Here is a 26811-nt window from a genome sequence, read left to right as displayed (position 1 = left end):
TGAACATAAGTACAATTTTATTAAATATGTGATTACATCACTTAAAATAAACTTAGACTTATCAAAAAAGAAAAAGGAGTTCAATTTTATCAATTTATTTTTTATTGGTATGATTATAAAGAATAAAGTTCATACATCACAATCTTAAATTGATTAGAGAGGAAACATAAATATGAAACCTATTAAATTCGAAAAATTAACACCTATAAAAAATTATGATTTAAACGTTTATGAAAGTGGATTGAATTTTATATTTGAAAATGACGATATAAAAAATATTGCAATTACTGGCCCGTACGGAGCAGGTAAAACTAGTATTATTGAATCTTATAAAGAAAAACATAAAAATAAAAAGTTTATAAATGTATCATTAGCCCATTTTAAGTCTGAGAACTCAACGGAAAATTCAGATATTGCTAATAGTCAATTGGAAGGGAAAATATTAAACCAACTATTACATCAAATTGAAGCAAAAAAAATTCCTAAGACAAATTTCAAAGTGAAGAAAAAAGTGTCAAAGCGCAAAATAGTAATGAATACGATGCTATTAATTAGTATGTTTCTATTGCTTTTTTATGTTCTGTTTTTTGATTCTTGGATTTCTTACGTATCAAAATTACCAGAAAGCACTCTTAAAAATATATTAAGTATAAGTATTGATCCAGAGCTCAGAGTTTTTGGAAGTATACTGATTTTGATAATTGCTGGAAAATGGATATATGATTTTTTTGTAATGCAAAGTAATCATAATATGCTTAAAAAATTAAATTTTAGAGGGAACGAAATAGAAATCATGCAGGAAGTTAATGAATCTTACTTTGATAAATACTTGAATGAGGTATTATACTTATTCGAATATTCAGATGCCCATGCAATTGTTTTCGAAGATATTGATAGATATGATATGACTGGAATCTTTGAAAAATTAAGAGAGATTAACACTTTAGTGAATAATAAAAAAAAATCTCCAATTCGTTTTATATTTTTGTTAAGAGACGATGTCTTCATTTCAAAAGACCGAACGAAGTTCTTTGATTTCATATTACCTGTAGTCCCTGTGATGGATGGATCAAACTCTTATGAACAATTCTTGGAACACTTTAAGCATGAAGAATCATTTAAGATAAATACTGATTTTCTCCAAGGAATATCTTTATACATTGATGATATGAGGATACTCAAAAATGTTTACAATGAATTTCAAGTTTATAAAAGTAGAATTAATACAATTGAATTAAATCATAATAAGCTATTGGCACTAATAATTTATAAAAATATTTTCCCCAAAGACTTCAGTGATCTGCAACTAGGAAACGGATTTGTTTACACTTTATTTAATAACAAAGTCGATTTTATTAAAAATAGTGTTGATAGACTTCAATTTAAAATTGAAGAGAAAGAATCTTTTCTTAATCAAATTTTGAATGAAGAAATACGAGATTTGGACGAGCTGGATGCAATCTACTACAATCCCTCTTATGATTCTCTGGTTATAGATGATAAACAGTTCTTCACTTTCAAAACACGATTTGAGTTAATAAGTGTTTTGAAAAAAGCACAAAATGTGTATACAAGGAAAAATGGTTATTATACCCCATTAAATGTACAAGAAGAACTAAAAAAACTTGAAAAGATAGAAGGGTATGTAAGTCGCAGAGAAATAATCATTGAAAAAAGCATTAATAAGCAAGAACAACTAAAGTCGGAAATTTTTGAGAATAAAAAAATATTAGATGTATTAAAAAACGGTAAACTCAAAGAGGTAATCACTCCAGAGAATATAGATGAAGTTTTCAGGGTCAGCCATATAAATGAAGTGGGAGAAGAAAATAAGTATTTAGAAATAAAAAGAAGTACTTATTTTCCTCTAATAAAATATCTAATACGAAATGGTTATATAGATGAAACTTATCCAGATTACATGACTTATTTTTATGAAAATAATTTCAGTGCATCGGATAAAATTTTCATGAGAAGTATATTTGATCAAAATGCTAAAGATTATAGTTATTCAATACAAAATCCTGAACTAATAATTTCTAGACTTGGAACATCAGATTTTAAAAATAAAGAAATCTTGAATTTTGATATCCTATGTTATCTGTTAAATAATAGTCGCCATAGTACCGAAAAACTAAATAATATCATTGAACTTCTAAAAGAAAATAAAAAATTTGACTTTATTGAAAAATTTATTTTGAGAGAAGTCCCAGAAAAATCTTTTACTCAAATCTTAACTTTAATATGGCCGAACTTTTTTGAGGAAACCATTGAAATGAGTGGTTATAGTAGTCAAACTAAGAAACGAATAGCTTTAGCTTTTCTAAGACACCTAACTACTAAAGAGTTGGATGATATAAATGCCAATAATTATTTAAGAGACTATGTTTCGAGCTGCGGGGATTTTTTAGATATTGAAAATTCTTATTCCGATAATCTACTAAAGAATCTTGTGCATATAAAGGTGAAGTTTAGCAATATTATTTTTGAAAGCGCTAATGTAGAATTACTAGATTGGGTTTATGACAATCAATTATATGAATTAAATCTCGACTTAATTTCACGATTTTTAATTGGGAAATATGATTTTCAAGACAATAGTGATTTAAAATGTAAAAACTATAGTTTGGTTATAAGTAATAAATACGAGAGTTTGTATCATTACATTCAGCAGAACATTCAAAGGTATATGGAAGTTCTTTTGTCAAATTGCGATGAGATAAAAGATGATGAGGATGCAGTTATAGAATTGTTAAATAACGCAGAGGTAGAAGCTGAATCAAAATCAAAGTACATTAAACTTTTATCAACATCAATTGATAAAATAGAAAGAATTCACGATACAAATCTTTGGCCAATAATTATTAGTAGAAAAGTAGTAATGTATAGTACAGAAAATCTTTTAGAATATTATTTTAAATTTGATAAAATTGACCAAAATTTAATCAGTTATATTAATGATTCACCTTTAGAGTTTATTTTCAATGAAGATCAAATTGATGAAAAATTTGGGGAGGAATCAGCATATAAGTTCTTTCAAAACATAATCACATGTGATGCTTTACTTGATGAAAGATACGAATCCTTACTAAAATCTTTTAAATTGCACTATCCTACCTTTTCTTATAAAGATATTAGTGAAGAAAAAATTAAAATTCTTATTTCTTTAGAGATAATTTCTATGAATGAAACAAACTTAGACTTCATGAGAAAAAACTATGATGCAAATGTTTTTGACTTTATCATTAAGAATATTGAGGAATATTCTCTTTTAATAGACGAGAACAACTTTGCATTTGAGGAATTATTAAAGGTATTAGATAGTTCGGTAAAAATAAACTACAAAATCCAACTTTTATCACTTACGAAAAATAAGATAAGTATTAAATCAAAAAAATATAACGATAAACTTAAGATTCACATTTTGACCAATAATTTCGATCCGGAAGATCTTCAGTTTTTAATAAACAACTACCAATCCGAAAGTGGAAATGTAAAACGAAAATTAGAAGATGTATTGTATAAGTATCTTAATTATATTCTAAATAATAAAATAACTATGCCTTATGATATTTTAAGGAAACTTTTAAAAGCGCAAATTTTATATTACGGGGAAAAAAAAGAACTGGTTGCATTAAATTTAATGGATTTAACATTAGAAGAAACAATAGAGGCTCTAAGGATTTTGAATTTAGATGAATACATTGGACTTTTAGAAAGGAAACGTCCGAAAATCCCTAATACAATTGTTGATGAAAAAATCTTATTGATATTCAAAAAAAGGGGATGGATTACAAAATTTGAAGTAGATAAAGACGATTCTGAGTTCTTTAGAGCGCAAGGTAGAAAAATAAAATAATTGAGTAGTAAATTTTATGAAAATGAATCAAGTCGCATGTTTCGACTTGGTTCATTTTTTAAGCTCTTGATAGATCATTAAATAAGTAAGTAGTTGTTTATACTACTTACTTGAGAGATATTGCTGTAACAGTTCGCAATGTACAATAGAAAGAGTGATGTTATTCTTCCAAATAATATCTCTAATTCTTTTCGTCACCAAATTGAAGTGTTATTATTTTCAATTTAATGAAATTCAATATTAATCTGTGAGATTTTATATACTACGAATACATTTTAATAAAAGTATTAATCCAAAGGGTGCTTAACAAATATTGATTTCGCATTGAAGTTTTCTAGTAACGTTTTTTTATAAATAGTTATAAATCTTCGGAATAGTGAGGTGATTATTACATTATGGATTATCATTTGATTGCTCAATATAATTTCAATATCGCGGGAGATATTCAAGAAAAAATCAATATTGGAGAAAAAATTAAGGAGAAGAGACAATGTGTTTTTTGTTCAAAAGGAATTGATAAGACGACTTTCAAGAAAGATGCACATATAATACCCGCTGCACTTGGAAATAGATCTCTTTTCCATTATGAAGAATGTGATAATTGCAATGAGCATTTATTTAGTAGGTTTGAGAACGACTTAATAAACTATCTTCAATTTGATCGTATTTTACTAAGAGGGAAACAACGTAAAGGAGAACCCAAATATAGATATGGTAAAGATAAATCGTATGTAAAGAGTGATAGCCGACAAAATCTAGTCTTTTTTAATTTAGAAGAGGAAGAAAAGACAGTTGAAGTAATCCAAAAAAAGGATAATGAAATTACCATAAGGTTTAATAAAGTACCATCATATAGTTTGGTAGGCATTTATAAAGCTATATTTCATATGGGATGGGGCTTAATAAGCGATGAAGAAAGAAATGAATTCAAAGGAATATTTGAATGGTTAAATGATGCAGATGTAAATTCCCCATTATATATGGATAGTATTTTTATTTTAGAAGGTGGAAGAAATCTCGTTGGTATTGAAGTGTGGAAAGATGAGGATATTTTGAATAATAGTTTTCCATATATATTCAGACTAAGTTATGGGCACAGAATCATAACAATTTATGTTCCCTTGGAATTTCGAAATTTTCAAAAACCAGCATGGTTTGATCAATTCTCCTTTGCTGCTCCTACACTAAATATGCAAGTAACATCTTATTCTGTTAATGATGCGGAAAGCATCACAGTACCATACAAAGAATACACACTCAAATATAATTCTATGAAAACTGAAACAAGTGAAAATTAAGATTTACTATTTCATTATGTGAGAGGAGTATTAATAATGTTTGATTTCGGATTACTTAGCGACTTTGAGTTTGAGAAACTTTGTGCAGATATACTGACCAGGAAACTAGGAACAAGTTTAAGATTTTTTAAATCGGGGCCAGATGGTGGAATTGATTTAAAAGATGATAAAATTCCAAATAATATTATTGTACAAGTCAAACATTATAATAATAGTACTTATTCAAACCTTATAACGTCGTTACGAAAAGAAGTTAAAAAAGTAGAAAAATTGAATCCAAACTCATATTACGTTTGCATCTCCCAAGATTTAACACCTCAAAACACTACAGAAATATATAGGTTGTTTGAAATGTATATGGAGGATGCTTCGCATATTATTACTAAAAACCAACTTGAAGATTTTTTAAGCAGAGATGAAAATCAGGATATTCTTCGGAAAAATTTTAAATTATGGATGCTGTCAGATAAATTGTTAAAAGACATTTTTAGTAGTGATGTTTTTATTGATGGCGAAGTATTGTTAGATGACATTGAGACGGAATTCCAATTTTTTGTCCAGACAAAAGTATTTAACGAAGCTTTGTTGTCATTAAATGAAAATAATGTACTTATGTTAATTGGTCCGCCAGGTGTCGGTAAATCAATTAATTCAAAAATGCTTGCAATTTCTTTTGTGAAACAGGGCTATCAAATTCGCTATACAAGTGATTCAAATCTCACTAAGTTAAAAAAAGCAATTGCACTTAATCCTGACGTAAAAGAAGTACTGTATCTAGATGATTTCTTAGGGCAGTATTATTTTGATTTAAAAGCAGGACATGATAGAGAAATAATATCCTTAATTAAATTTGTGAGAAGTCATAAGAATAAAGTTTTAATTATGAATTCCAGGATTACAATTTTACAAGAAGCAAAAAGAAAACTCTTTGAATTCCGAAATTTTTTAGAAAGTAACAAGATAGAAATAAAAATATTTAGTATGGAAAATATTACATTAGAAGAAAAAGCTAGAATATTCATGAATCATCTCTTGAAAGAGAATATACCATTAAATTATATGACTTTTTTAAAAGAAAAATCCTCATACAGGAGGATTGTAAGACATCAAAATTATAATCCCCGAATTATTGAATATGTGACATTGAGAAGCAGATATAAAGATGTCGAACCAGAAAACTATGTTGAATTTATAAATAATCATTTAACCGATCCAAAGGAAATTTGGGATGATGAATTTTTAAATAAATTAGTGAATATAGACCGAATTTTCATGTTCACGTTATTTTCACTAACAGATACTTACGTTGACGAAGATATATTAAGAGAATGTTTTTATATTCAATTGGAAGCTGAAACAAATATAGATAGAACAGTTAATTATTTTTCTGATGCTAAGTCTAGATTAGGAAATTCTTTTATAAAATTCTATGATGAAAATTCAGTGATAAAAGTGGGCGTAATTAATCCTTCGTTAAATGATTACTTATCTCATCAACTAAAAGAAAACAAGCTTTTGTTAGAGCAGATGAAAAAAACAGCTATCTATATAGAACAAATAGAGAAACTATATGAAGAACATGCTTCGCACTATCTTATAGATAAATTAATTAATGGTTATTACCTTAATCTAAAAGGGTCAAGTGAGAAGTTCTATTCGTATCTTTATTATGGAATTGCTGTAAAAGAGATTGAAAATGAGAAGTATAAAAAAATTGTTGAATTAAATTTCAAAGAGTTCGAGAACATTTATGTTTTAAAGGAGGTTATTACTAAAAAACAAATAATAATAAAAATGATTGCAAGTCATTCTTTATTTGACTTTTATGATATGAAGAAGCATTTGTCTAACGAAAAAATTCTCAACAGTATAATTTACGAGTTTGATTATTTTGGATTAATCGAATTGTATGAACTATTAGACGAAAAAAATGCATTAAATGAGTGTATAACTGAAAACATATATTCTAATTTAGATGAGCTTATAGAAGAAGAAATCATGATTATTGATTTACTTGAACAGATTGAACAGATTAGTAAAACGCAAGAGGAACATCCTCTTAGTGAGCTACAACATTTCTTTCTTTTAGATCGACATGAAGAGGCTCAGGAAGAGTTGAAAGCAGTATACAATATTATTTGTAGAAGAATACTCTCCTTGTTAGAGAGGGAAATTAGTGCCATAAGTAATAGTATTGATTTTCATAGACTATCGGTAAAAATTGAAGAAGTTATGGATTCAAAATCGTTTTTCAAAGAAGTAGAATCTGTTCTAACTTCAGCTATTTTTCCCGAGCCTGACTATGATAGATATGAAGATTTATATTGGGACGATTATCAATATGATGAGAGTAATTTAGATGCTGTAGACCGAATATTTGATAGGTAGAAGTTTATTTAATATACGTACAAAGAACGTTTGTATTAACAATCAAAACGATATTTTCCAATAAAGCTAAAGCAGTTCTGACTATATCAATGAACAACGGCTCATGAAAATGGCAAGTCTGTATTCAATATGTTTGTTAAATGATTAAGAGACTGCAGATATCCATTTGTCGTATTGATTGACTCATGACCAACCAACTGCATGACCCCAATCAAAGAATTTCCGTTCGCCAGGAGCTTTGTGATGTAGGCCCGGCGGAACCAGTGGGGCGGGGTCTTCTCTTCCTTCGCGACATGGTCGACCGCCTGATGAGTCATCAGGCGCAGGGCTTCATATGTGATGGCCTTGTTGGCTTTTTTCGTACTGAAGGCGATGAAAGGGGACGAGACTTCCTCGATCATCATCAATGTCTGCAGCCGATTCACGAGGTGTATCGCTTTCTCGGTAAGCGGGATGCGACGCCACTTGTCGCGTTTCCCCATCACCTCGAGATAAGATGTTTGCTGATTACGCTTCACGTCAGTGAACTTTATTGACAACAGTTCTGTCGCCCGCATACCTGTCGTCAATAACAAATAACCGATTGTCTCGTTCCGGAGCTCCATGAGCTCCTTTTTTTGTGCTCGTTTGACGGTATGGCGGAACGACTCGGCAATCCGCTCAATCTCGTCGAAGTTGACCTCACGCCGGAGCAATTCAGGGCGCTGCTGGTTCTTCACGTGGAAGGCCAGATTATGTAGATGATACTGGTTGACGTGTAGGTAGGTCAGAAGACGCTTCAGCATGTTATTCTTCCGTTGTGCCGTGCGTGGGGCATACTGTTCGTTCACTTCGAATAGGTAGCGATGGATGTCGAGCACGGTCAGGTGTTTTAATCCGTCTGTCTTCGTCATCACAAAACCGAGGACGAATTCGAGATCTAGTTTATACGCGCGTCGCGTGTGCGGGCTCTTGTCCGCATAGATCGGGAACAGTTCCGTCGCCCAGAACAATTCAATAACCTCGACATCATTCAACGTCTCGAGATCAATATAGTCCTTCCTTAATGCTTCGGCCAGTTTCGGGTTCGCCCCGGTCAGTTTTCGCAATGCTACCTCGAACGCCTGCTGCTTTTTCTCGATCTCCATGCTTCTCCCTCTTTTCGCGCCATATTTTTTAACTAAATATCTATTTTCCTTGAAATACGTCATTAAAATATGTAATACACATGTATTTATAATTAAAATACATGTGTAAGAAGATAAATGTGTTAGGTGATAGTGTATTACAAATATATATTTAATTTGATCAAATAATTAATACTTGTGATAATCTTATATTATCACAAGTTATAATTTGATGAAGAGGTTCATAAAAAATACTTTTGTTTGTCTATTTAAAAATAACTATGAAATAAATACATTCTCTAAAAAAAACATATTTTGTTGGAAAGTACTCTGTCTGTATCAATTTAAGATTTATTGAATATTAAATAAAAATATAGCCCCCTTTTTATTTAATATCATTTGAAATAAAAAGAAGACTATTTTAAATTATATAAAATTAGAACACATAATTTATTTATTTTAAGTCTAGGAAGATATGTTTCCCATAAGTTCTATATACTTCTTCTACTTTTAATATACGTTTATAGTTTGCTCTACCTGAATTAGCAATGGTCTGTACTTTAAACACCGTGTAACTGTTAATATCTACATCTAAGCAAAAACATATAAACTTTAACCATTCAAAGCCTGCTGCCAGTTGCAATTTTACCTTTTCAAAATCACAGGTTTTTTTAAGTGATTTAATTTCAATTAGATAGAAAACGCGTTTTTTGATATCTAATAAAATTACATCGCAGTCTTTAGGAGGAGTATATAGTTCTGAAGGGGCCTTAAGAAACTGTGAATTTTGTTTAATTTTTGGAAGATCAATTTTAATACCTTCACTTGATCCAGGGGGTAATCTGAAAGATACTTCATATTCTCCTGGTTCAGTAACGATACATTGCTTATTAAAGTTTTCGAGGTAACCATCCTCAAATCTTTCAATATTCATTTTCTCTCCTCGTCAGAACTATCAATAATGTTAGCTTCTAGTGCGTCGAAGAACTCATGTTCCAATTCGTAAATAGTTTGACTAAAGTTTGTATAATCTTCATCAGAAAAAATGTCAACTTTCTTCATTGTATTATTTGAAAAATTGTACACTGAAATGTTTTCCTCGACTATACCTTTATTATCATCTTGAGTATTCCTATTTTTTAAAGCGACGTTTTGAATTTTTTTTATCAAAAAATCACTGTGAGTGGAAATCAAAATTTTAATATTATTTAAAAGTAACAATTCTATAAAATTAATAAATTCTACTTGAATTGAAGGATGTAAATTCATTTCAGGTTCATCAATAATAATAAAGTTAGTTGTGTTGGTAGTATTTAAATTTTCTAAATAATAGTCTAGCCCATAGAAAGACTTGATTGATGAGGATGTGACGTGAAGTGGAATATAATCCTTTTTATATTTCTTGGTACTATGACGTGATCTGAAAAAGCTCTTGTCAGTATTTTTATCGATATCAAATCTACCATTAATTAATTTTTCGCGTATAAACCGACCTAAAGAATCATCATTATCGTTAATGTCATATTTATTAATACCATTAATAAATTTTAGATAGTCGTTGATTGGTTTCGCAAGATATGGTTTAAATTCTGATATAGGTTGAGAAATGTTAAGATGATCATTTGATGAATTAAAATGTTGAGTCAGAGTATCTAGTAATTGAATTTTGTTACTGTTTAATTGAGATCTAAAAACATTTAAACCCACCCTTTCGGCAGGGATATAAAATGCTGTGATGCTTCTATTAATAAAAGACTCAGTCAATACCATCAATATAGTATGTAGTATAGTTAAATCTTCATCTATATCACTTTTCGAGTTACTTTCAGATATATTTTCTTCTAATCTTGAAAATGAAAATTGATTATCAGCAAATGTTAAAGTAACTGCAAAATTTTTATACTTAATAGTGTTTTTGTATTCTTGATTTTGTGAAAATGTAAAATTGAAGAAATTTAAAATGTCTTTATCAGACAGCACTAACTTACTATCTGAAAACATGTTTTCTTCAGTTTGAAAGTTGATACGAAGGATATTTGACCAATTTTTACTTATACTACTTTTTAAGTCCTTCACTAGTTTAGTCTGAAATTCTTCTAAAGAGATTATTAATTGACCATCGTTATTTAAAATGTCTACATCTTTAAGTGAGTAAAAATAAAGGCTAATATCATTTAATGATTTTAAAATGCCATAAACGGCATAAGACATATAGGTTTTACCTTGATTATTATTACCAGTAAATATTGTTAAATCATTCAATGTGAAGTCCGACTTTGAGATAGGACCAAGCCGTGTTATTTTCATATATATAGTCTCCTATAGTTCTTTTTATACTCTAAACAATATCACAAAATAGAAATATAATACCCGTTAAAATCACTCTACTATCTAAATCGTTGACTATTAAAAAAATCATTTAAAGTGATGTCAACACCGTTACAAAACTTTTGTATCGTACTCACTTTCGGATGTTTTGTCCTACCGCTCATCAGCTCTGAAATCGTAGCTTGATTCAATCCACCTTTTTGAATCACTTGATGGATGGTCATATTACGTTCTGCTGCGAGCTCCTTCATCCGCTCGATGATTGCTTCATTCAATTCCACTTGCTCACCCCACGATCAAAGTACTCTTCTCATCACTTATTCTTTACGAACACTTCTATTCCTCTACCCTACCATAATCTCTTGAGATCAAAATAATTGTCATTATTTTCTATACTTAAAGCGTTATTTTTTTACAGTTGTGCGACAAAACTAAAAATATTGAGTTGCTGTTGCTAGATATCCCTTGTGTAGAGCGGATTCGACAAGAATCGTCAATTGTAAAATTTCTGACATATCAGAAAACTGATGATTTTTAAATCTAATCTTGTTATATTGGAACCAACAAAAGGAAACATCTGTTTGATCGCCGCTCTGGTTTACAGAAAGGGGAAGGCTCATGTATCGATTCGGGGAGTGGTTGAAGGAGAACCGCCGGCTCTCGGGCTGGTCACAGGTCGAACTATCCGAGAAGACATTTGGAGAGATCTCGCAACCCGCCATCAGTCAGTACGAACAGAACCGGTCAGTGCCGTCGATTGCTGACATCGATCATCTGGCCCGCGCGTTCGGGCACACGCTCGCGACGATCCCATGGGACGCCATCGACTTCGGCTACGGAGCGAAGCGTTCCGTCACCAAGCTCGAGCGACGTCGGTTCGACCTGAAGGAGTTGCCGCAGGCTGACTCGGTCCGCACATTCGATGGGAAGACCTATGAATTGCACGGTTTCATCGGCATCGAGAAAGGGAGCGGCGAGGCGGTTCAGTTGACGCAACTCTACTATCGGATTCGTACGGTCGTCTGTGACGCACACGTTCTCGCCAAGCGCAAGAACCCGGATGACGAGCTCATCCATGTCAAGAAGCGGAAAAGAGTCCGACTGTAACCGACATCGACGTAGCAGCACATCCTTAAGGATGGTCTACTCCAATCACATATTGGCGTGTCCCTCACCAGTGACCGGGTGGGCGGGATTTACGCACAGATGGTTCGGCGAGAGTCGCCTAAAACTCGCCACAAGGTCACCGCATCGTTCCGGGTCATCGAAAAACCCTGTACAGCTCCTGAGATTCATGAGGAGTGGAGTTCGTGGGGGAACGGCTAGAAACCCACCGCACCGAATCCGACTGTCCTTAATGATGTGCTGCTGCACATCACGAGATCAAGGGAAGGAAGTGTGTACTGTGGCATCAAAAGAACAGAAACAGAACCGTAGCTTCGCCGAGAAACTCTTACGCATCCGTGGGAAGGACTATGAGGAGTGGCTCGACGAACAACATCAACAGGTCATCCAGGACAACCAGGAACTCATCATGGAGGCGCTCGAGGCGAAGCTCAGCTTCAAGTCGCCGGCGCACCAGGACTAAGGAGGGAACGACATGGGACTCAATGAGACAGGGCTCAGCTTGCTTCAGTTCTTCCAAGGACTCGCCGTCATCGCCGCGGCCATCGCCTTCGCGATCGGGGGCTTCTACTTCATCTTCGGCGGGGACCGTGGCCGCTCGAAGGCCGTCGGTTGGCTCGTCGGGGGCGCCGTCGGCCTGATCATCGTCATGGGCGCGTTCACGCTCGCCGAGATGGTCGACCAGAACATCAAATTCTAATGCACACGCACGCAGCGTTCCAATCGGAAGGCTTTTTTTGTTGCTTGAAACGAGAGGAGGAACGAGATGCTGTTTGTACGATTCACCGACGTACCGGACACACGTATCCAGAACTATGAACGGCTCCCCTTCGCCGAAGCGGTCGTCGCGACTCATAATCTGCACCAGGCACGTAGCGAAGAAGGGACGAGCTGTTCCGGTGACTTCCGTCTCTTCGACCAGAAAGACGAGATGCTGTATCGAGGGACGTTCACATTCGGAACCGAAGGCACCTATCCGAACCTGTACCATCAAGTAAAGGACCGGGTACAACGGATCCGGACGAAGAAAGAGGATAACGCGAAGAAGATGTGGATCCTCGACGAGATCGAGTCCGAGACACCGGAAGACTATAAACGCCATTCCATCAAATCCAACCCGATCGTGTCGTCGACCTATCAGTCACGCCTGACCCGACTACAGCGTCGCCTCATCTACGGTGCGGCCACGGCCGGGATTCTATTCACCTCACTCTTCACTGCCGCGCAATGGTTCAGTGACAAGGAGGCGCACGCCGAACAGGTGACCGGTACTGAACAGAGGTGGTTAGATGCTTACGAACGAGCGCTCCAAGGTGAGGAGTCCTCGCTCATCGATTTACTGGAACGGAAAGACCGGTCCGAGGAAGAGGATATTCTACTGGTCGACCTCTATCTCGCAGAAGGAGCAGACCAGAAAGCGCTCGAGCTCACGGATGACCCTATCCTGATCGAGACGAAGCTGGCCAGGCTCGACCTATCCGATCAGGAGAAATTGGAACGGCTCCAAGAGTTCCAAGCGTCACATCCGACCGATGAGGGCGCATTCGATCTCGCCACACTGGAACGGGATCATGAGACCGTGGGCAAGACGGAAAATGTGGAGTGGACTGCTCCCCGTATTTCCGCGAAAGTGACCGCCTATCTCTATCTCGGGGACATCGAGGCTGCGAACGATTGGGCGTCCAAGACGAACGACCCTGCCGTACAAGAAAAAATCGACGAGTACCAAAATATCACGGCCACCATCGGTGAACTGAACGAGAAACTGAAGAAGACCTCTAGCAAGGACACATCGGCCCGTGAGAAGATTCAAGCCGCGATCGCAGCTGCAGAAGTTAACCTGGAAACGATTCTTTATTCAGATTAAGGTAGGTGAAATAATTGAGAACTCAGTCTCTATCACCACGATTCCCGATACGTCTGATCTTCCCCGCCCTGTTCTGCCTGTTGGTGGTGCCGGCCGGGATTTTTTATCTGCTGAACGGGGTCTACAACATTATTCGACAAATCATGACCCCAATCGTACAAGATGGGCTGTTGGCCGGAGCGACGATTCCGACGCTCTCACCCTCCTTGTTCTTGGAGGTGAGTCTCCCCTCTTCGACCGTCTTGATCGGACTGATCGCGTTCAGTCTGTTCAGCGGATTGGTCGTGTTCGGCAAGGTATGGCTGAACTTCCGGGATCTTCGGAAGAATCAGAAAGGGAGTGCCCGCTTCACCTCGTTCGATGAACTGAAACAACAGTACCGCCGTGTACCGGACCGGAAGAAACGGTATGACGGATCAGGTGGTGTCCCCGTCGGACGGGTCAAAAACGAACTGTTCATCGATGACTCGCCAGTCAATAACCTCGTCATCGGGACGACCCGGTCCGGGAAGGGCGAGACGTTCGTCTTCTCGACGATTGACCTGTACAGCCGGGCGCGTGACCAGGCGAGCCTGATCATCAACGACCCGAAAGGTGAGCTCTTCGCCGCATCGAAAGAGACGCTCGAGCAACGCGGCTATCAGGTCGAGGTGTTGAACCTAATGAACCCGCTCCAATCGATGTCGTATAACCTGTTGCAACTGACGATCGACGCATTTCTCGAGGAGAACTATTCGCTCGCCCAACAATATGCGCGCTCGGTCGCGTTCATGTTGTACCATGACCCGAAGGCGCGGGACCCGTTCTGGGCCAACTCATCAATCGACCTGTGTACGGCGCTCATCCTCGGTCTCTGTGAAGAGGCGAAGGACACACCGGAGAAGATCAACATGTACAACGTCGCCCTCATGCTCTCGGACTTAGGGTCACGGACGGTGGTGACGCGACAAGGACAGGAGATCTCCGCGCTAGACGAGTTCTTTCAGCGATTCCCGGAGAACCACCCGGCGCGGCTCCAGTTCGCGACGCTCCACTTCTCGGGTGGCCAGACACGGGCCAGTATCCTGGCCAATACGAATGCGAAACTCGGAATCTTCACGTTGAACGGGACCGGCAAGCTGACGTCGATGAACTCGCTCGACATGCGACGCATCGGATTCAACCGCTGGATCAGCGGACGGAGCGAGCCTTTGACCCGTCTTACGTTCACGTTCCCCGATGGGATGACCCATGCGCTCACGACGGACGACGATGGCAGCTTCATCGTGTACCACGCGTCGTCACTTAGAACAGGAGACGTCGTTCAAATCTCGACCGACTCAGGTACTTCAACGATTCAGTTGGAAGCGCAGGACGAGGAAACCGGACAATTCGATTACTCTATCGACGGTTCTATCCAAATTCGTGAAGTGATGCATCAACTCCAACCTGTGGCGGTGTTCCTGATTGTCCCGGACTATGACCCGACATTCAACGTCATCGCGTCGCTCTACATCAAACAGGTATACACGGCGCTCGCCCGGGTCGCCTCGCAGACTATACAAGGCAAATGCGAGCGGCAGGTCGTCTTCCTTCTCGATGAGTTCGGCAACATGCCGCCGATCGAAGGCATGGCCAACATCATAACAGTCTGTCTCGGCCGGAACATGCGCTTCAACCTCGTCATCCAGGCCTACTCCCAACTCGAGAACCTATACGGAGAGGATTGGAAGACGATTGACGGCAACTGTGGGAACACACACTATCTGTTGACCGCGGACGAGTCGACCGCCGAACTGATATCGAAGAAGCTCGGTGAGGCGACCATCGTCACGAAATCGCGGTCCGGGCAGACGTTCTCGCTCAAGAAATCGAAGACGGAGAACGTGGACGGCCGTCGGCTCATGACAGCGACCGAGGTCATGGGACTCAAAGAGGGCGAGATGCTCATCATCCGTGTCATCAAGCGTCAGGACACGAAGAAACGCCGTATCCAGTCGTATCCAATCTTCCTGACCGGCAGGACGGCAATGAAGTACCGCTACGAATACCTAGCGGACGACTTCGACACGGATCGTTCCCTGCATGACATCGACATCCCCTGCCGTCACGCCGGTCTCAATTTCGAACAGATTCGAATCCGCTTTACGCAGAAAGAAGACGCGACGGAAGCGAATACGCCATCAAATCAGGAAGAAAAGTCCTTGACGGTATGTGACGTGCTTCAGGACAGCATCCTCCGCTCGATGTTCGAAGGACATGACATCGGCGGGATGTCCCTCCCCGAGTTCGAAACGAACCTGAACCTAGGAGTTTACGACGTCACCGACAGCCAGAAGAGCTTTTTGAGCACGATGATCGCGAAGCGACTCGAGAAACTGAAGCAAGGTACACCGTAGAGAGGAGGCCGAACCCATGGCCGAGAGTGCGAGAGAGAAGCGAATCCAGAATGAATTACGTGTCGTCGCGAGGATCATCGAGACGCAGCGCGTCCGCCTCGAACGGGGCGACGTGCTCAATATCCAGACGGCCGATGGCTTTCTGACCGTCTATCAGGACGACACCTCAGACACCCCGAAAACTGTTACACTAATAGATAAGTTCGACTTCCGCGTCAACCTGAAAGTCGCGGATCTACTGAAGGGGAAAATCGTCTGACGGAGGGGTAAACGTTATGAGGAAACTACTTGCAGGTACTTTAGGAATCAGCTTGTTTTTACTTGGAGCTTGCTCAAATTCCAATGAGTCTTTGGTTCAACGTGATATTGAACACGTTGAGAAGGTCATGACAGCCGAAGAGGATGATTATTTGCTGATTGTAAAAGAAGAAGATGGTGAATTCGAAGAGTTCGTTGAATTCGTAAAAGAGATAGCGAACGAAGAGAACCAACAAGTCACGCTCTATAATACGTTTCAGCCAGATGGCGAGGAACTTGTCGATCGTGGTAACTTTGAATACACTGACGAACTAAAAGGTGCCGTTCTATACTCTATTCAAGATGGAAACATCACAGATGAAATCAATGTTGGAATGTTGACGGCGGACAATTACGAACAACAGTTAGCGGACTTCTTTACTAGGACTCAGTAGATTGGGGGTCTTTCAATGGCTGATTCCGATTTAATCACCAAATTACAGGAATACGAAGATGTACTCCAAATAAGTAGTATGGTCAATGACGCACTGCGCTCAATGGGATGGATTCTTGTCAGAGGACTATCAGTCTTGATTGACGGCCTTGAATCAATCACGGATCAAATCCTATTAACCAATACATTCTTCAATAATAAACAAGTGGTTGAATTCGTTCTTACGATTCAACCTTTTTTGTATGTTCTTTTAGCAGGAAGCTTCTTGTTTACTGGGTACTTGTTGATTTTCCAAAAGAAATTTGAACGTGAGAGTTTTTTGATCAACCTGTTCATCACACTTTTGATCTTAGGTTTACTTTCGCCAACTATGAGCCGAATTCAGGAGTTCTCTGATGAAGCAATCGCAGAAATCGGAACAGATTCGCTTTACGACGGAGAAGCTTCATTATCTGAGAGTATCTTAAAACGGAATGTACATGATTTGATTGAGCACGATTCGAAGAACTTTAATGCTGCTACAGGCGAATCATTAAATGCTATTCCGACTGAGTTAATTGATAACATCCGGATCAACGAGATTTTCGACAAGAACAACTATGACTTATCGGCAAGCGGAAACAAATTGGCTGAGTCTTATATTCTATGGAATGGAAGAGAGACAAGTCTCGGTAAACTCGATCAAAGTGGCGTCGAATGGAACAACCAGTATTACTACCGCTATCAGCCGAACTGGTTGACCATCTTCGTGACGCTCGGGATCATGGGCTTCACATTATTCTCGATTGCCTACAAACTGGCGCGCCTGTCGTTCGAGCTCGCCTTCAACTATGTCTTGGCGATCCTCGTCGCCCCGGCCGACCTGCACAGTGGTCAAAAGACGAAGAAGGTCATCCAGAGCATTTTGAACACGTTCCTCGTGATCATCCTGATCTTCGTCTCCATCAAGTTGTATACAATCGGGACCGCCTACCTCGCGGAGACGTTGGACGGGTTCGCCTATCTGATCGCCCTCATCGCCTTCTCGGTCGCATTGATCGACGGGCCGAACATGGTCGAGCGGCTGTTCGGGATCGATGCCGGGCTCAAACGAGGCTGGGGTGTCGCGCTCGGCGCCTATGCCGCCGGTAAAGGTGTGACCTCGGCCGGTGCCCATGCGGTCTCAAAGGTCACGAGTGCCGCACATGGCGCACCAAAGATGCCATCGCTCCATGAGGCCGCGACGGCTCGGATGGAATCGAATGCCATGCCGCAGAACGGTTCACCGCTTAATGTGGAGACTCAAGCGTCAAAGCGGATGGACGCCGATAGACAAACCGATCCAGATGGTGTTGCTCAGACGAATCAAACCGCTAGTCGCACGCAGACAGACCAAGAGAGACCGACAAATCCGAAGAACGATTCGCAACCACACAACGGTCAAGAATCCGAGCTTGAAGTGCACGGTTCCCAACACGTGAACGAAGCGTCGGGTCGCCCGTCTCCTGAATCGATTCATGCGACGAACCCTGAATCGATTACCGAACGTGCCGACCATCAACCAACGCCATCGGAGACGCAAAGACCGGAATCGATTCACGATCATTCAAGTTCTAATCAGTCTCCAAGCCCTACTTCGTCGACTCTCGAATCGGTCACCGGGTCCACCGATACCATATCCGGACCAGGCCGTCGTCACAATGAATCAGTAGACAGAAATGACGTGACGACACCGACACCTCGTGAGGTACCACCTTCAGGCGACTCATCCTCGTCTTCGTCCTCTACGACAGGTTCGAATGATTCGACAACAGAGAAACGCCAAGGACGCGCCCGACGGACCATCCATCAAGACACCGTGCTCGACGTCGAGACCGAGGTCATCGAACAGGTGCGTGAGAATCAGACACACCGCCATACTCATAACCATGAAGAGTCGCGACGGATCTATCCGACCTCGCCACCGCGATCTGACAACATGAAGAAAAAGGAGTGATGACCCATGCGCAAATACCGGATCCCGAACGAGGTCACGACCGAGCTCAAGATCAACAAGATGCTCTATCTGCATGACTTCCTGTTCCTCGTCGGGCTCATCGTTCTCCGGCTCGTGACGCTTCCGTTCGTCCCGTCCGTGCTGCACATCCCGTTCACGGTATTCCTCATCGTCTTCGGGCTGTTCATGGTACTGCGGCCGGCGACCAATCCACAGAAGCGGATGGTCCATGCGCTCTATTACGCGCTCATCAAACGCAAAGACACCTATCTCGCGCTCGATGCGCAGACGAAAGGACGTGAGTGAGATGGCTTTCATTGAAGACACGCTAAGGGAACCGAGACGCACAGGCACCTGGCTCGACGAACAGGACGTGGTCGAGAAACGGAAGCTCAAAGACAAGGTCGTCGTCAAACCAATAGTCGCCGAACTGATACCGGTCGTCGACATCACCGGCACTGAAATGTTCGAGATGCGGGACGGGACCTATCTCGACATGGTCCAGCTCACCTCGAAAGACATCTATTCACTGAATGAGGAGGAAAAAGACCATGACGTGTTCTCGCTCGCTTATCTTTTGCAGGCATACACGCACCCGCTCAAGGTCGTACCACTGAACACGCCGCTCAGTCTCGATCGGCAAAAGATCAGTATCGAACGACAGATTCGACAAAATCAGACACCGGCCTACCTGCCTTTTCTACTCAAAAAGAAGCAGGAGCTCGAATACCTCGAGGAGCATCGCACCAATCGCGATTATCTCCTCTTTTTTTATGCCGACGACGAGCGGACGCTACAGGAGCGGAAGACACACCTCTATAAACTGCTCCGCCGCTCCAACCCGATGCGCGAGCTGACCCTCGACCAGAAGGTCCATGTGCTCTATCAACTGAACAACCCGAACACGAAACCGCAACTCGACGCCTGAAGAAAGGAGTGACGCACATGTGGAAGCGCCTGCGTGACAAATTGTCCAGACACCAGGACCCGGAGACCGTCAAGATCGAGAAAGGCTATAACCCCGACGTCATCGCCAAGATCCAGCCGCAGGGCGGCATCCGGTTTGAGGCCAACTTCGTTCGTCTCGGGGACGGCTACCTGTCCTGTCTCCATGTCTACAAATATCAGTCGCTCGTCTATGACTACTGGCTCGAACCCATCCTGAACATGCCGGACGTTTTGACGACGCTCGACATCGGGACGGCCGACAAGCGTGAGATCATCCAGACCATCAACAAGTCGATGGCCGAACAGAACACGCGCTTCGAGAACGCAAAGGACAACATCGACCGCATCGACGCCCGGGAGACATACAAGGAGCTGAACGAGCTCTATGAACAAATCACCCAGGGCGAGACGATGAAGTATCTGCATCTCCGCCTCTACGTGAAGGCGAAGACGCTCGACGCGCTCGAGGTGAAAGTACAGGAAGTGATGGAAGAACTCGAGGCCCGGAACTTCCGCTCAACGATCTTCCTGAACGAACAGGAATGGGAGTGGCAGAGCCTGTTCACGAGCTATGACCAACAACAAAAGCTCCCGAACCGGCGCCGGGGGAAAGAGATCCCGTCCCTCTCCATCGCTGGTGGATACCCGTTCCACTTCACGTCGCTCCAGGACGCGACCGGCACGTATTACGGGACGACCGACACAAACGGCAGCGTCATCTTCGACCTGTTCCACAAGGACAAGCAACGCAAGTTCTATAACGCGCTCATGATCGGCAAGATGGGGTCCGGCAAGTCGACGCTCCTAAAAAAGACGGTGCTCGACCAGGCGATCAAGGGCAACAAGATCCGCATCCTCGACGTCACGGGCGAATTCTCCGACCTCGTGCGCCAGCTCGAGGGAAAGGAAATCGCGCTCGACGGGTCGGCCGGCCTCATCAACCCGCTCCATGTCTATAAGACCGTGACGAACAACGACGGTAGCGCCAACGAGGCGCTTTCGTTCATGCAGCATCTATCGAAGATGGCCGTGTTCTATCACTACATCAACCCGGCAGCGACACAGGAAGAGACGAACGAGTTCGAGATCCTACTTCGGGACCTGTACGTCCGGCACGGACTCTGGGACGAACAGGGTGAACTGCCGATCACGACGCATCCGGCGAACCGGTACCCGACGTTCTCCGACTTCTTAAAACTCGTACGTCGTGAGCTCTATACGGATGACACGCGCACCTCGATCAAGGAAGCAATCAGTCCGAACCGGGTGCGGCGTCTCGAGAACATCGAGCTCGCCGTCACGAACCTCGTCCACAACTACAGCAACATCTTCGACGGGCACTCCTCCATCGACCGGTTCGACGAGGAGCTCATCGTGTCGTTCCCGCTCCGGAACCTGACGAGTCTGCGGGACGAGGTGTTCCAGGCGCAGGTGTTCTCTTTGATGAACATGCTGTGGGACGGGATGATTGCCAACGGCTCGAGTCAACTGAAGGCCTACAACCAGGGCGTGCTCCGGACCGAAGAAGCATGCAAGTACCTCATCGTCATCGATGAGGCGCACCACTTGATCAACACGCGTGACATCGCACAGCCGGCCATCCTGTATCTACAACGCTGCATGCGCGAGGCGCGCAAGTATTTCGGCGGCATCTTCTTCGTTTCGCATCTGATCACCGACTTCGTGCCAGCCGGATCGAAGTCCGAGAACGCGGAGAACGTCAAGTCGCTCTTCCAGCTTACGCAATACAAGATTATCGGCGAACAGGACGCGGAGAGCATCCCAATCATCCAAACAGTGTTTGATGGCCAACTCTCGAATTCCGAGATGCGGATCATCCCCTCACTCGAGACGGGACGCGTCGTCCTGAGCATTTCCGGGGTGCAGAACCTCATCTTTGACGTGGACGTCGCACCCGAAGAACTCGTCTTGTTCGGTGGGGGTGCCTGATGTGGGCGGCCGCGAAACGGACGGCCCGCTTCGCCGTCACAGCGAAATGGCAGCTCGCGACGCTCAAGTGGCGGCTCATCCTGCTCGGCATCGCGGCACTCGTGTTGTTCCTGGTCATCCTCGTCGTCGGCATCCTCGACTCGCTCACAGGTGTCCAGAACGAACAACCGACCGACGTCACGTTCAATACCGCAGGAGGTCTACAGGTAAGCGACCAGGTGCTCCAATATCGGGGCTTGGTCGAATCGGAACTGTCGAAGCACGGACTGGCCGAACAGACGAACTCCGTACTCGCGCTCATGATGCAGGAGAGCGGCGGACGCGGGAACGACCCGATGCAGGCGAGCGAATCAAAGTGTGGACGCATCGGATGCATCACCTCCCCCGAGGAGAGCATCGTCTACGGCGTCGAACATTTCGCCTCCGTCTTCGAACGGGCGAACCGTGACGTGCAGCTCACGTTACAGAGTTACAACTTCGGCGGCGGCTTTATCGATTATGTCCAGGAGAACGGCGGCCGTTACTCGAAAGAGCTCGCCATCTCGTTCTCCCAGATGATGTATCAGCGCGTGAAACACACCGGCATCTATCGCTGTCATCGTCCGAGTGCGGTCCAGCACGGCGCCTGTTACGGCGACATCGAGTATGTCGACGCGGTGTTGAAATATCTTGCGCCGGTCTCCGTCGCCGACGGAGTCATCACGAAAGAACTGTTATCAGGGTTACGTTCCCCGCTCGCCATCTCGCTCAACGTGACATCGCGTTTCGGGTGGCGCGTCGTCTTCGGACAACGGGACAACCACACCGGTATCGACTTCAGTTGCACCCCGTCTGATACAATCCACGCGGTCAAGAGCGGCACCGTCATCTATAGCGGGAACCGCGGTCCGTACGGCAATCTCGTCCAGGTCCGCCATGACAACTACATCACGGCGTATGCGCACCTGAGTCGTCTCGGCGTTCAAAGCGGACAACAAATTGATGCCGGACAAGCGCTCGGGTACTGCGGTACGACCGGCCGATCGAGCGGGAACCATCTGCATTTCGAGATCAAGACGAGTGAATGGTCCGGTCACATCGACCCCGCTTCGGTCTTCGGATTTTAAGTCATGGATGTATGGAAAGGAGGAGAAAGAATGAACTTCACTGCACGTCACCTCGCGTATCTGTTCGGAGTGCTACTCCTGATTTCGCTCGCGGCGAATGTCTTTTTCTATCAGGAAATGACGGCTGTCACGAGCACTTCAGACGCGAGTGAGACACAAAACGAGAGCATCACTCCCTCTAAGTCAGTCACTTTCGAAGATACGCCGTCGAACACTGAACAAGTCGTCGCATCAACAGAGACCGAACGGATGAAAGAGCTGACAACACGCGCGACGCGCTTCGTCGAATACGCCTTCACCGTCACGAAGGACAGTTACACGACCCAGAAACGACAGGCGAAGGACGTCATGTCGGAGGACCTCGCGGCCACGCTCTTCGCCGCTGACGGCAGTGATGTCGGCACGTACGAGACGACCGTCCGCGACATCAAGGTGTTCCCTTCTGTCTCCGGAGCAGAATGTCTCGTCCAGTTCGAACAGCACCTGTTGATTACCGAGACGGGTTATGAAGAGACGACGCAAGAACTGTTGGCCCTGACGTTCGAGTCCATCGAAGGACGTTTGGTCGTCACCGAAATGGAAGACCTGACACCTGAAGGAGGAATCTAGATGCGACGACAAACACGACGGCGTCTCACCCAGAACGTCTCCCGGTTCTACCTCGTACTCGGTGTATTCTTTGTCGTCGGCTTCCTCTTTTTCGGCACCTCGTCGTTCTTCTTCGCCGAGGAGGCACCGGTCAATGAGACGACGATCAACGAGGCAATCCGTCTCTCGAACGGGGAGACCTTGACGCTCCACGCGTCCAGTTACGATACGGAGGCCAAGACAATACGCATCCGACTCTCGCTCGATGAAGCACCAGGTAACACGAACGATCATCTCTTCCGCTACGTCTATAAGGCACGTCCGGATTCCGAGAAGGAAGTCATGGTGCTGTATGACCGGAACGATCAATACGTGCTCGAATTGAAAGATGTGCCGAACGATTTTGACCAGCTCGCTGTCCGGATTTACGGATTCGATGACTCACAATCAATTGACACACTCACACCCGAGAAACGAGAAGACGGTCTCCTGACCTCCCTCTATGCCGACCGCCGGACCATCCAACAGGCGAGTCACTCTTCATCTGACGAGACAACCTTCACGAGACTATTTGTCGAGGACGAGCTCGCGGAGACCGAACGGCATTTGGAAACAGCACAGCAGTCGGTCAAGGCGCAGCGGCAACAAATCAAGCGGCTCGACCGTGACAAAAAGGAGCTTGAAGGCGAACTCACCTATCTCTCGCTCGACGAACAGGTCGAACAAGAGAACGAAATCTTCGACCTCGTCCGGAAGCGCGACGAGCTTACACTCGAACTCGAGAAGCTCGAACAGTCGGTCCAAGCGCTCGAAGAAAAGCATGACAAATTGCGCGTCCGGCTCCGGGAACTGTCGATTTAAGTGGCACATTTCGTGCCAAATCGCTGGTTTCACTGGCACATTTCGTGCCGTTTTCGGACTTTTGGTGATATCACGGAAACCCCAGGCTCTGCCTGGGCTATCACGACAAGTGATAGCAATTTCCCCTTATGCTCTTTGAACGAACTTTTCGGACGTCGGCAAAATATAGCCTCTAGAAAGGTGGTCAGGCAGATGGATCTGTTACTCCGCGACATCGACCCCGTCATCGTGAAGCAAATCGATGAGTGGGCGAAGGAACATAATCGCTCCCGGCAACAATATTTGAAAGAACTGCTCGCCTCCTGGTGCGCGAACGGCATCCAATCGACGCAAGTCGAGCGGCTCGAACGACAGCTCGAGGCGAACACGCTCCACTTGAAACGGAGTGCGGACGAGCTCGCCCAGGTGACCCGTTTGTTGAGTGAGGTGATGCAGGATGCGTGAGACACCCGGTGTCGTCATCAAGTCGAAGTTCAAGGTGCCTAGTACAAAAAAGAAATCGCGGCAGTACACGACATACCTCGACTACATCAATCGACCGGATGCGAAAGACAGCCGCGAACAGTTCGAGACGTATCACGACTATATGGAAGACGAGACGAAGTCGAGCGGTCTGTTTACACGCGAGGACGACCGGTTGAATTACGAAAAACGTCGCGCCGTCCGTGACATCTTCAAGCAAGCGCAAGAGAACGGGAGCATCCTCTGGCAGGACGTCATCTCATTCGATAACACCTGGCTACGCGAGACCGGTGTGCTCCACGATGACCTCGTCGACGAGAAACGGTTGATCCAGGCGACACGGAACGCGGTCGAGGCAATGCTCCAAAAAGAAAAGATGGTTCATGCCTACTGGACTGGTGCCGTGCATTACAACACCGACAACATCCACGTGCATGTCGCCATCGTCGAGACGAGCCACATACGCGAGCGCGGCAAACGCAAACCGAAATCGATCGAGTTGATGAAGTCGAAGGTCATCCATTCCCTCGCCGACCGGACGAAAGAACAGGAGAAACTGAATGCGTTCATAAGAGACGAACTGGTCGCCCATAAACGGAACCGAAAGATTCCAACGCTCCCGAACCGTGTCCTGCATCCCGAGCTCGTCCGTCAATTCAAGGACATCTATGAGCGGTTGCCGGAAGACAAACGACAGTGGCGCTACAACATGAACGGGATGCAACCGCTCCGTGAATCGCTCAATCGTCTGACCGACAGTTATATCGATATTCACTTCAAATCAGAGTTTCAAGCCTTCAACGCGCGACTCGAGCAGGAAGCGTCGTTCCATCGTCGCAGCTACGGCGACACGGAGAAAGCCGAGCGTTACCAGACGACGAAACGACAGGATCTCTACACCCGGATGGGGAATGCCATCCTCTCCGAGATGCGCGACTTGTCAAAAGAACAGGCGATATTGGAGAAGAAAGAAGCCCCCAAACATCCGATCCGACGCGCGTTCAACCAGCAAAAGATATTCAACGAATCAATCTACCGTATCGAGCGGCACATGAATGACGAATTCGAACATTTGAAGAACCAACGAGCTTTCGAACAGCTGGAACGGGACATCGAATATGGAAAGTGAGGGAGGACGATGGAAGAGTTGAGACAGATCCGTCTCCGATTAAAGCCGGAGACGGTCGCGTATTTAGAAGAGTTCGCCGACGACAAACGCTTCGGCCATCTCGGTCAGGTCATCGACCATATCGCAGACGAGCATAAACACCTGGCTGACGGGAAGTGGGACATGCAGTTCCTCACCCGCTCGATCAGCACGCAGGTTACAAGTCATATCGAGGAGTTAATGAACAAGCAGGTGTCGACGGAACTCGAGCGGATCCGACTCGCCGCGAACCGTTCCGATCGCCACGGGCAGATCCTGACAGAGCTTCTGCAGGCGCTGATGCAGACCGAGGGCATCGAGGACATCATGACGACGGATCAATTCAAGCCGACGTTTCTCGCGACGGCGGAACGCATCGTCCAGGAGCGCATCGAACACCAAAAACAGAAGAAGGACACATTAACTTTTGAGAGAGGATGAATCTTATGCGACCACTTGACCGTCCCTTCACGATGGGACAACTGTTGACGCTTCAACCGGATACCGTCACGGTCCTCATCTATGGAAAGCGATACGACATGCCGGTGTCCGTTTCCGAGCACCAACTTTTGACCGCCGTCGCGCAAGACGAGATCGTCTTGCTTCCCGTCAATTTCGAGCGGACACAGCTGTTACTCGACATACCGGAAACGTCGCCACAACTCGAGCGTGAACTGGACGAATTTGCGGATAGTGATGAATCTGTCACCGACTTGTTGAAGGAAGGAGTCTGA

At 43.7% G+C, this 26811-nt stretch carries 25 protein-coding genes; 21 read left to right on the top strand and 4 right to left on the bottom strand.

All coding sequences use genetic code 11. The annotated features are described in order from the left end of the window. The first annotated feature begins 172 nt into the window (after nt 1–172). From KNP86_RS13680 to KNP86_RS13670, 3 genes are all read left to right on the top strand, one after another. Nucleotides 173–3859 carry a YobI family P-loop NTPase gene (locus tag KNP86_RS13680; protein ID WP_214686087.1) on the top strand — a complete coding sequence of 1229 codons (3687 nt, stop codon included), beginning with the start codon at nt 173–175 and terminating at the stop codon, nt 3857–3859. A gap of 395 nt (nt 3860–4254) precedes the next feature. Further along, nucleotides 4255–5157, top strand: coding sequence for an HNH endonuclease (locus tag KNP86_RS13675; RefSeq protein WP_214686089.1), 903 nt, complete (start codon nt 4255–4257; stop codon nt 5155–5157). 36 nt (nt 5158–5193) lie between these two features. Further along, nucleotides 5194–7545 (top strand): nSTAND3 domain-containing NTPase, encoded by a 2352-nt coding sequence (locus tag KNP86_RS13670; RefSeq protein WP_214754952.1) that lies wholly within the window; start codon nt 5194–5196, stop codon nt 7543–7545. Nucleotides 7546–7646: 101 nt separating this feature from the next. Here KNP86_RS13670 and KNP86_RS13665 read toward each other — a convergent pair whose 3' ends face one another. The 4 genes from KNP86_RS13665 to KNP86_RS13650 all read right to left on the bottom strand — a co-directional run bounded on the left by KNP86_RS13665 (nt 7647) and on the right by KNP86_RS13650 (nt 11260). Further along, entirely contained in the window at nt 7647–8672 is a 1026-nt protein-coding gene (locus KNP86_RS13665) for a tyrosine-type recombinase/integrase (RefSeq protein ID WP_214686093.1), read from the bottom strand. A gap of 433 nt (nt 8673–9105) precedes the next feature. After that, on the bottom strand, nt 9106–9585 hold the full coding sequence (locus KNP86_RS13660; RefSeq protein WP_214754950.1) for a hypothetical protein: 480 nt from the start codon (nt 9583–9585) through the stop codon (nt 9106–9108). Next, nucleotides 9582–10958 carry an AAA family ATPase gene (locus KNP86_RS13655; RefSeq protein ID WP_214754948.1) on the bottom strand — a complete coding sequence of 459 codons (1377 nt, stop codon included), beginning with the start codon at nt 10956–10958 and terminating at the stop codon, nt 9582–9584. The genes KNP86_RS13660 and KNP86_RS13655 overlap by 4 nt, the downstream gene beginning before the upstream one ends. Nucleotides 10959–11038: 80 nt before the next feature. Further along, nucleotides 11039–11260, bottom strand: coding sequence for a helix-turn-helix domain-containing protein (locus tag KNP86_RS13650; protein ID WP_214754946.1), 222 nt, complete (start codon nt 11258–11260; stop codon nt 11039–11041). A gap of 337 nt (nt 11261–11597) precedes the next feature. Between KNP86_RS13650 and KNP86_RS15845 the strand changes: the two genes are divergently transcribed. The 18 genes from KNP86_RS15845 (at nt 11598) to KNP86_RS13560 (ending at nt 26811) form a co-directional block, all read left to right on the top strand. Next, on the top strand, nt 11598–12086 hold the full coding sequence (locus KNP86_RS15845) for a helix-turn-helix domain-containing protein (RefSeq protein WP_214754944.1): 489 nt from the start codon (nt 11598–11600) through the stop codon (nt 12084–12086). 298 nt (nt 12087–12384) lie between these two features. Further along, nucleotides 12385–12567, top strand: a complete 183-nt coding sequence (locus KNP86_RS13640) for a hypothetical protein (protein ID WP_051627825.1) — start codon at nt 12385–12387, stop codon at nt 12565–12567. A 12-nt stretch (nt 12568–12579) separates the two neighbouring features. Next, entirely contained in the window at nt 12580–12804 is a 225-nt protein-coding gene (locus tag KNP86_RS13635; protein ID WP_012390467.1) for a hypothetical protein, read from the top strand. Nucleotides 12805–12870: 66 nt separating this feature from the next. Beyond that, nucleotides 12871–13971 carry a hypothetical protein gene (locus tag KNP86_RS13630; protein WP_214754943.1) on the top strand — a complete coding sequence of 367 codons (1101 nt, stop codon included), beginning with the start codon at nt 12871–12873 and terminating at the stop codon, nt 13969–13971. A gap of 14 nt (nt 13972–13985) precedes the next feature. Next, on the top strand, nt 13986–16349 hold the full coding sequence (locus KNP86_RS13625) for a VirD4-like conjugal transfer protein, CD1115 family (RefSeq protein ID WP_214754941.1): 2364 nt from the start codon (nt 13986–13988) through the stop codon (nt 16347–16349). 16 nt (nt 16350–16365) lie between these two features. Beyond that, nucleotides 16366–16608, top strand: coding sequence for a hypothetical protein (locus tag KNP86_RS13620; protein ID WP_214754939.1), 243 nt, complete (start codon nt 16366–16368; stop codon nt 16606–16608). Nucleotides 16609–16624: 16 nt separating this feature from the next. Continuing rightward, nucleotides 16625–17041 (top strand): hypothetical protein, encoded by a 417-nt coding sequence (locus tag KNP86_RS13615; protein ID WP_214754937.1) that lies wholly within the window; start codon nt 16625–16627, stop codon nt 17039–17041. 15 nt (nt 17042–17056) lie between these two features. Beyond that, nucleotides 17057–19015 (top strand): pLS20_p028 family conjugation system transmembrane protein, encoded by a 1959-nt coding sequence (locus tag KNP86_RS13610; protein WP_353048186.1) that lies wholly within the window; start codon nt 17057–17059, stop codon nt 19013–19015. Between the two features lie 6 nt (nt 19016–19021). Continuing rightward, on the top strand, nt 19022–19321 hold the full coding sequence (locus tag KNP86_RS13605; protein WP_214754934.1) for a DUF5592 family protein: 300 nt from the start codon (nt 19022–19024) through the stop codon (nt 19319–19321). A gap of 1 nt (nt 19322) precedes the next feature. Continuing rightward, on the top strand, nt 19323–19943 hold the full coding sequence (locus KNP86_RS13600; protein ID WP_214754932.1) for a hypothetical protein: 621 nt from the start codon (nt 19323–19325) through the stop codon (nt 19941–19943). A gap of 17 nt (nt 19944–19960) precedes the next feature. Further along, complete coding sequence (locus KNP86_RS13595) at nt 19961–21913, top strand: VirB4 family type IV secretion system protein (protein ID WP_214754930.1); 1953 nt, start codon at nt 19961–19963, stop codon at nt 21911–21913. Further along, nucleotides 21913–23019 carry a lysozyme family protein gene (locus KNP86_RS13590; RefSeq protein WP_214754928.1) on the top strand — a complete coding sequence of 369 codons (1107 nt, stop codon included), beginning with the start codon at nt 21913–21915 and terminating at the stop codon, nt 23017–23019. The genes KNP86_RS13595 and KNP86_RS13590 overlap by 1 nt, the downstream gene beginning before the upstream one ends. A gap of 30 nt (nt 23020–23049) precedes the next feature. After that, entirely contained in the window at nt 23050–23628 is a 579-nt protein-coding gene (locus KNP86_RS13585) for a hypothetical protein (RefSeq protein ID WP_214754926.1), read from the top strand. Next, nucleotides 23629–24468: a hypothetical protein gene (locus KNP86_RS13580; RefSeq protein ID WP_214754924.1), complete on the top strand. Its 840-nt coding sequence runs from the start codon at nt 23629–23631 to the stop codon at nt 24466–24468. A 192-nt stretch (nt 24469–24660) separates the two neighbouring features. Beyond that, entirely contained in the window at nt 24661–24912 is a 252-nt protein-coding gene (locus KNP86_RS13575) for a hypothetical protein (RefSeq protein WP_131469365.1), read from the top strand. Beyond that, the gene (mobP2, locus tag KNP86_RS13570; RefSeq protein WP_214754923.1) at nt 24905–26059 is read left to right on the top strand and encodes a MobP2 family relaxase; all 1155 of its coding nucleotides are present in this window, start codon (nt 24905–24907) and stop codon (nt 26057–26059) included. The genes KNP86_RS13575 and mobP2 overlap by 8 nt, the downstream gene beginning before the upstream one ends. A 9-nt stretch (nt 26060–26068) precedes the next feature. Beyond that, nucleotides 26069–26518, top strand: coding sequence for a hypothetical protein (locus KNP86_RS13565; protein ID WP_214754921.1), 450 nt, complete (start codon nt 26069–26071; stop codon nt 26516–26518). Between the two features lie 5 nt (nt 26519–26523). After that, entirely contained in the window at nt 26524–26811 is a 288-nt protein-coding gene (locus KNP86_RS13560; RefSeq protein ID WP_214754919.1) for a hypothetical protein, read from the top strand.

The sequence above is a fragment of the Exiguobacterium sp. s16 genome, assembly GCF_018618115.1.
Classification (GTDB): domain Bacteria; phylum Bacillota; class Bacilli; order Exiguobacteriales; family Exiguobacteriaceae; genus Exiguobacterium; species Exiguobacterium mexicanum_A.
The sequence above is the reverse complement of the archived record's forward strand: the minus strand, read 5'-3'. Positions and strand labels throughout refer to the sequence as shown.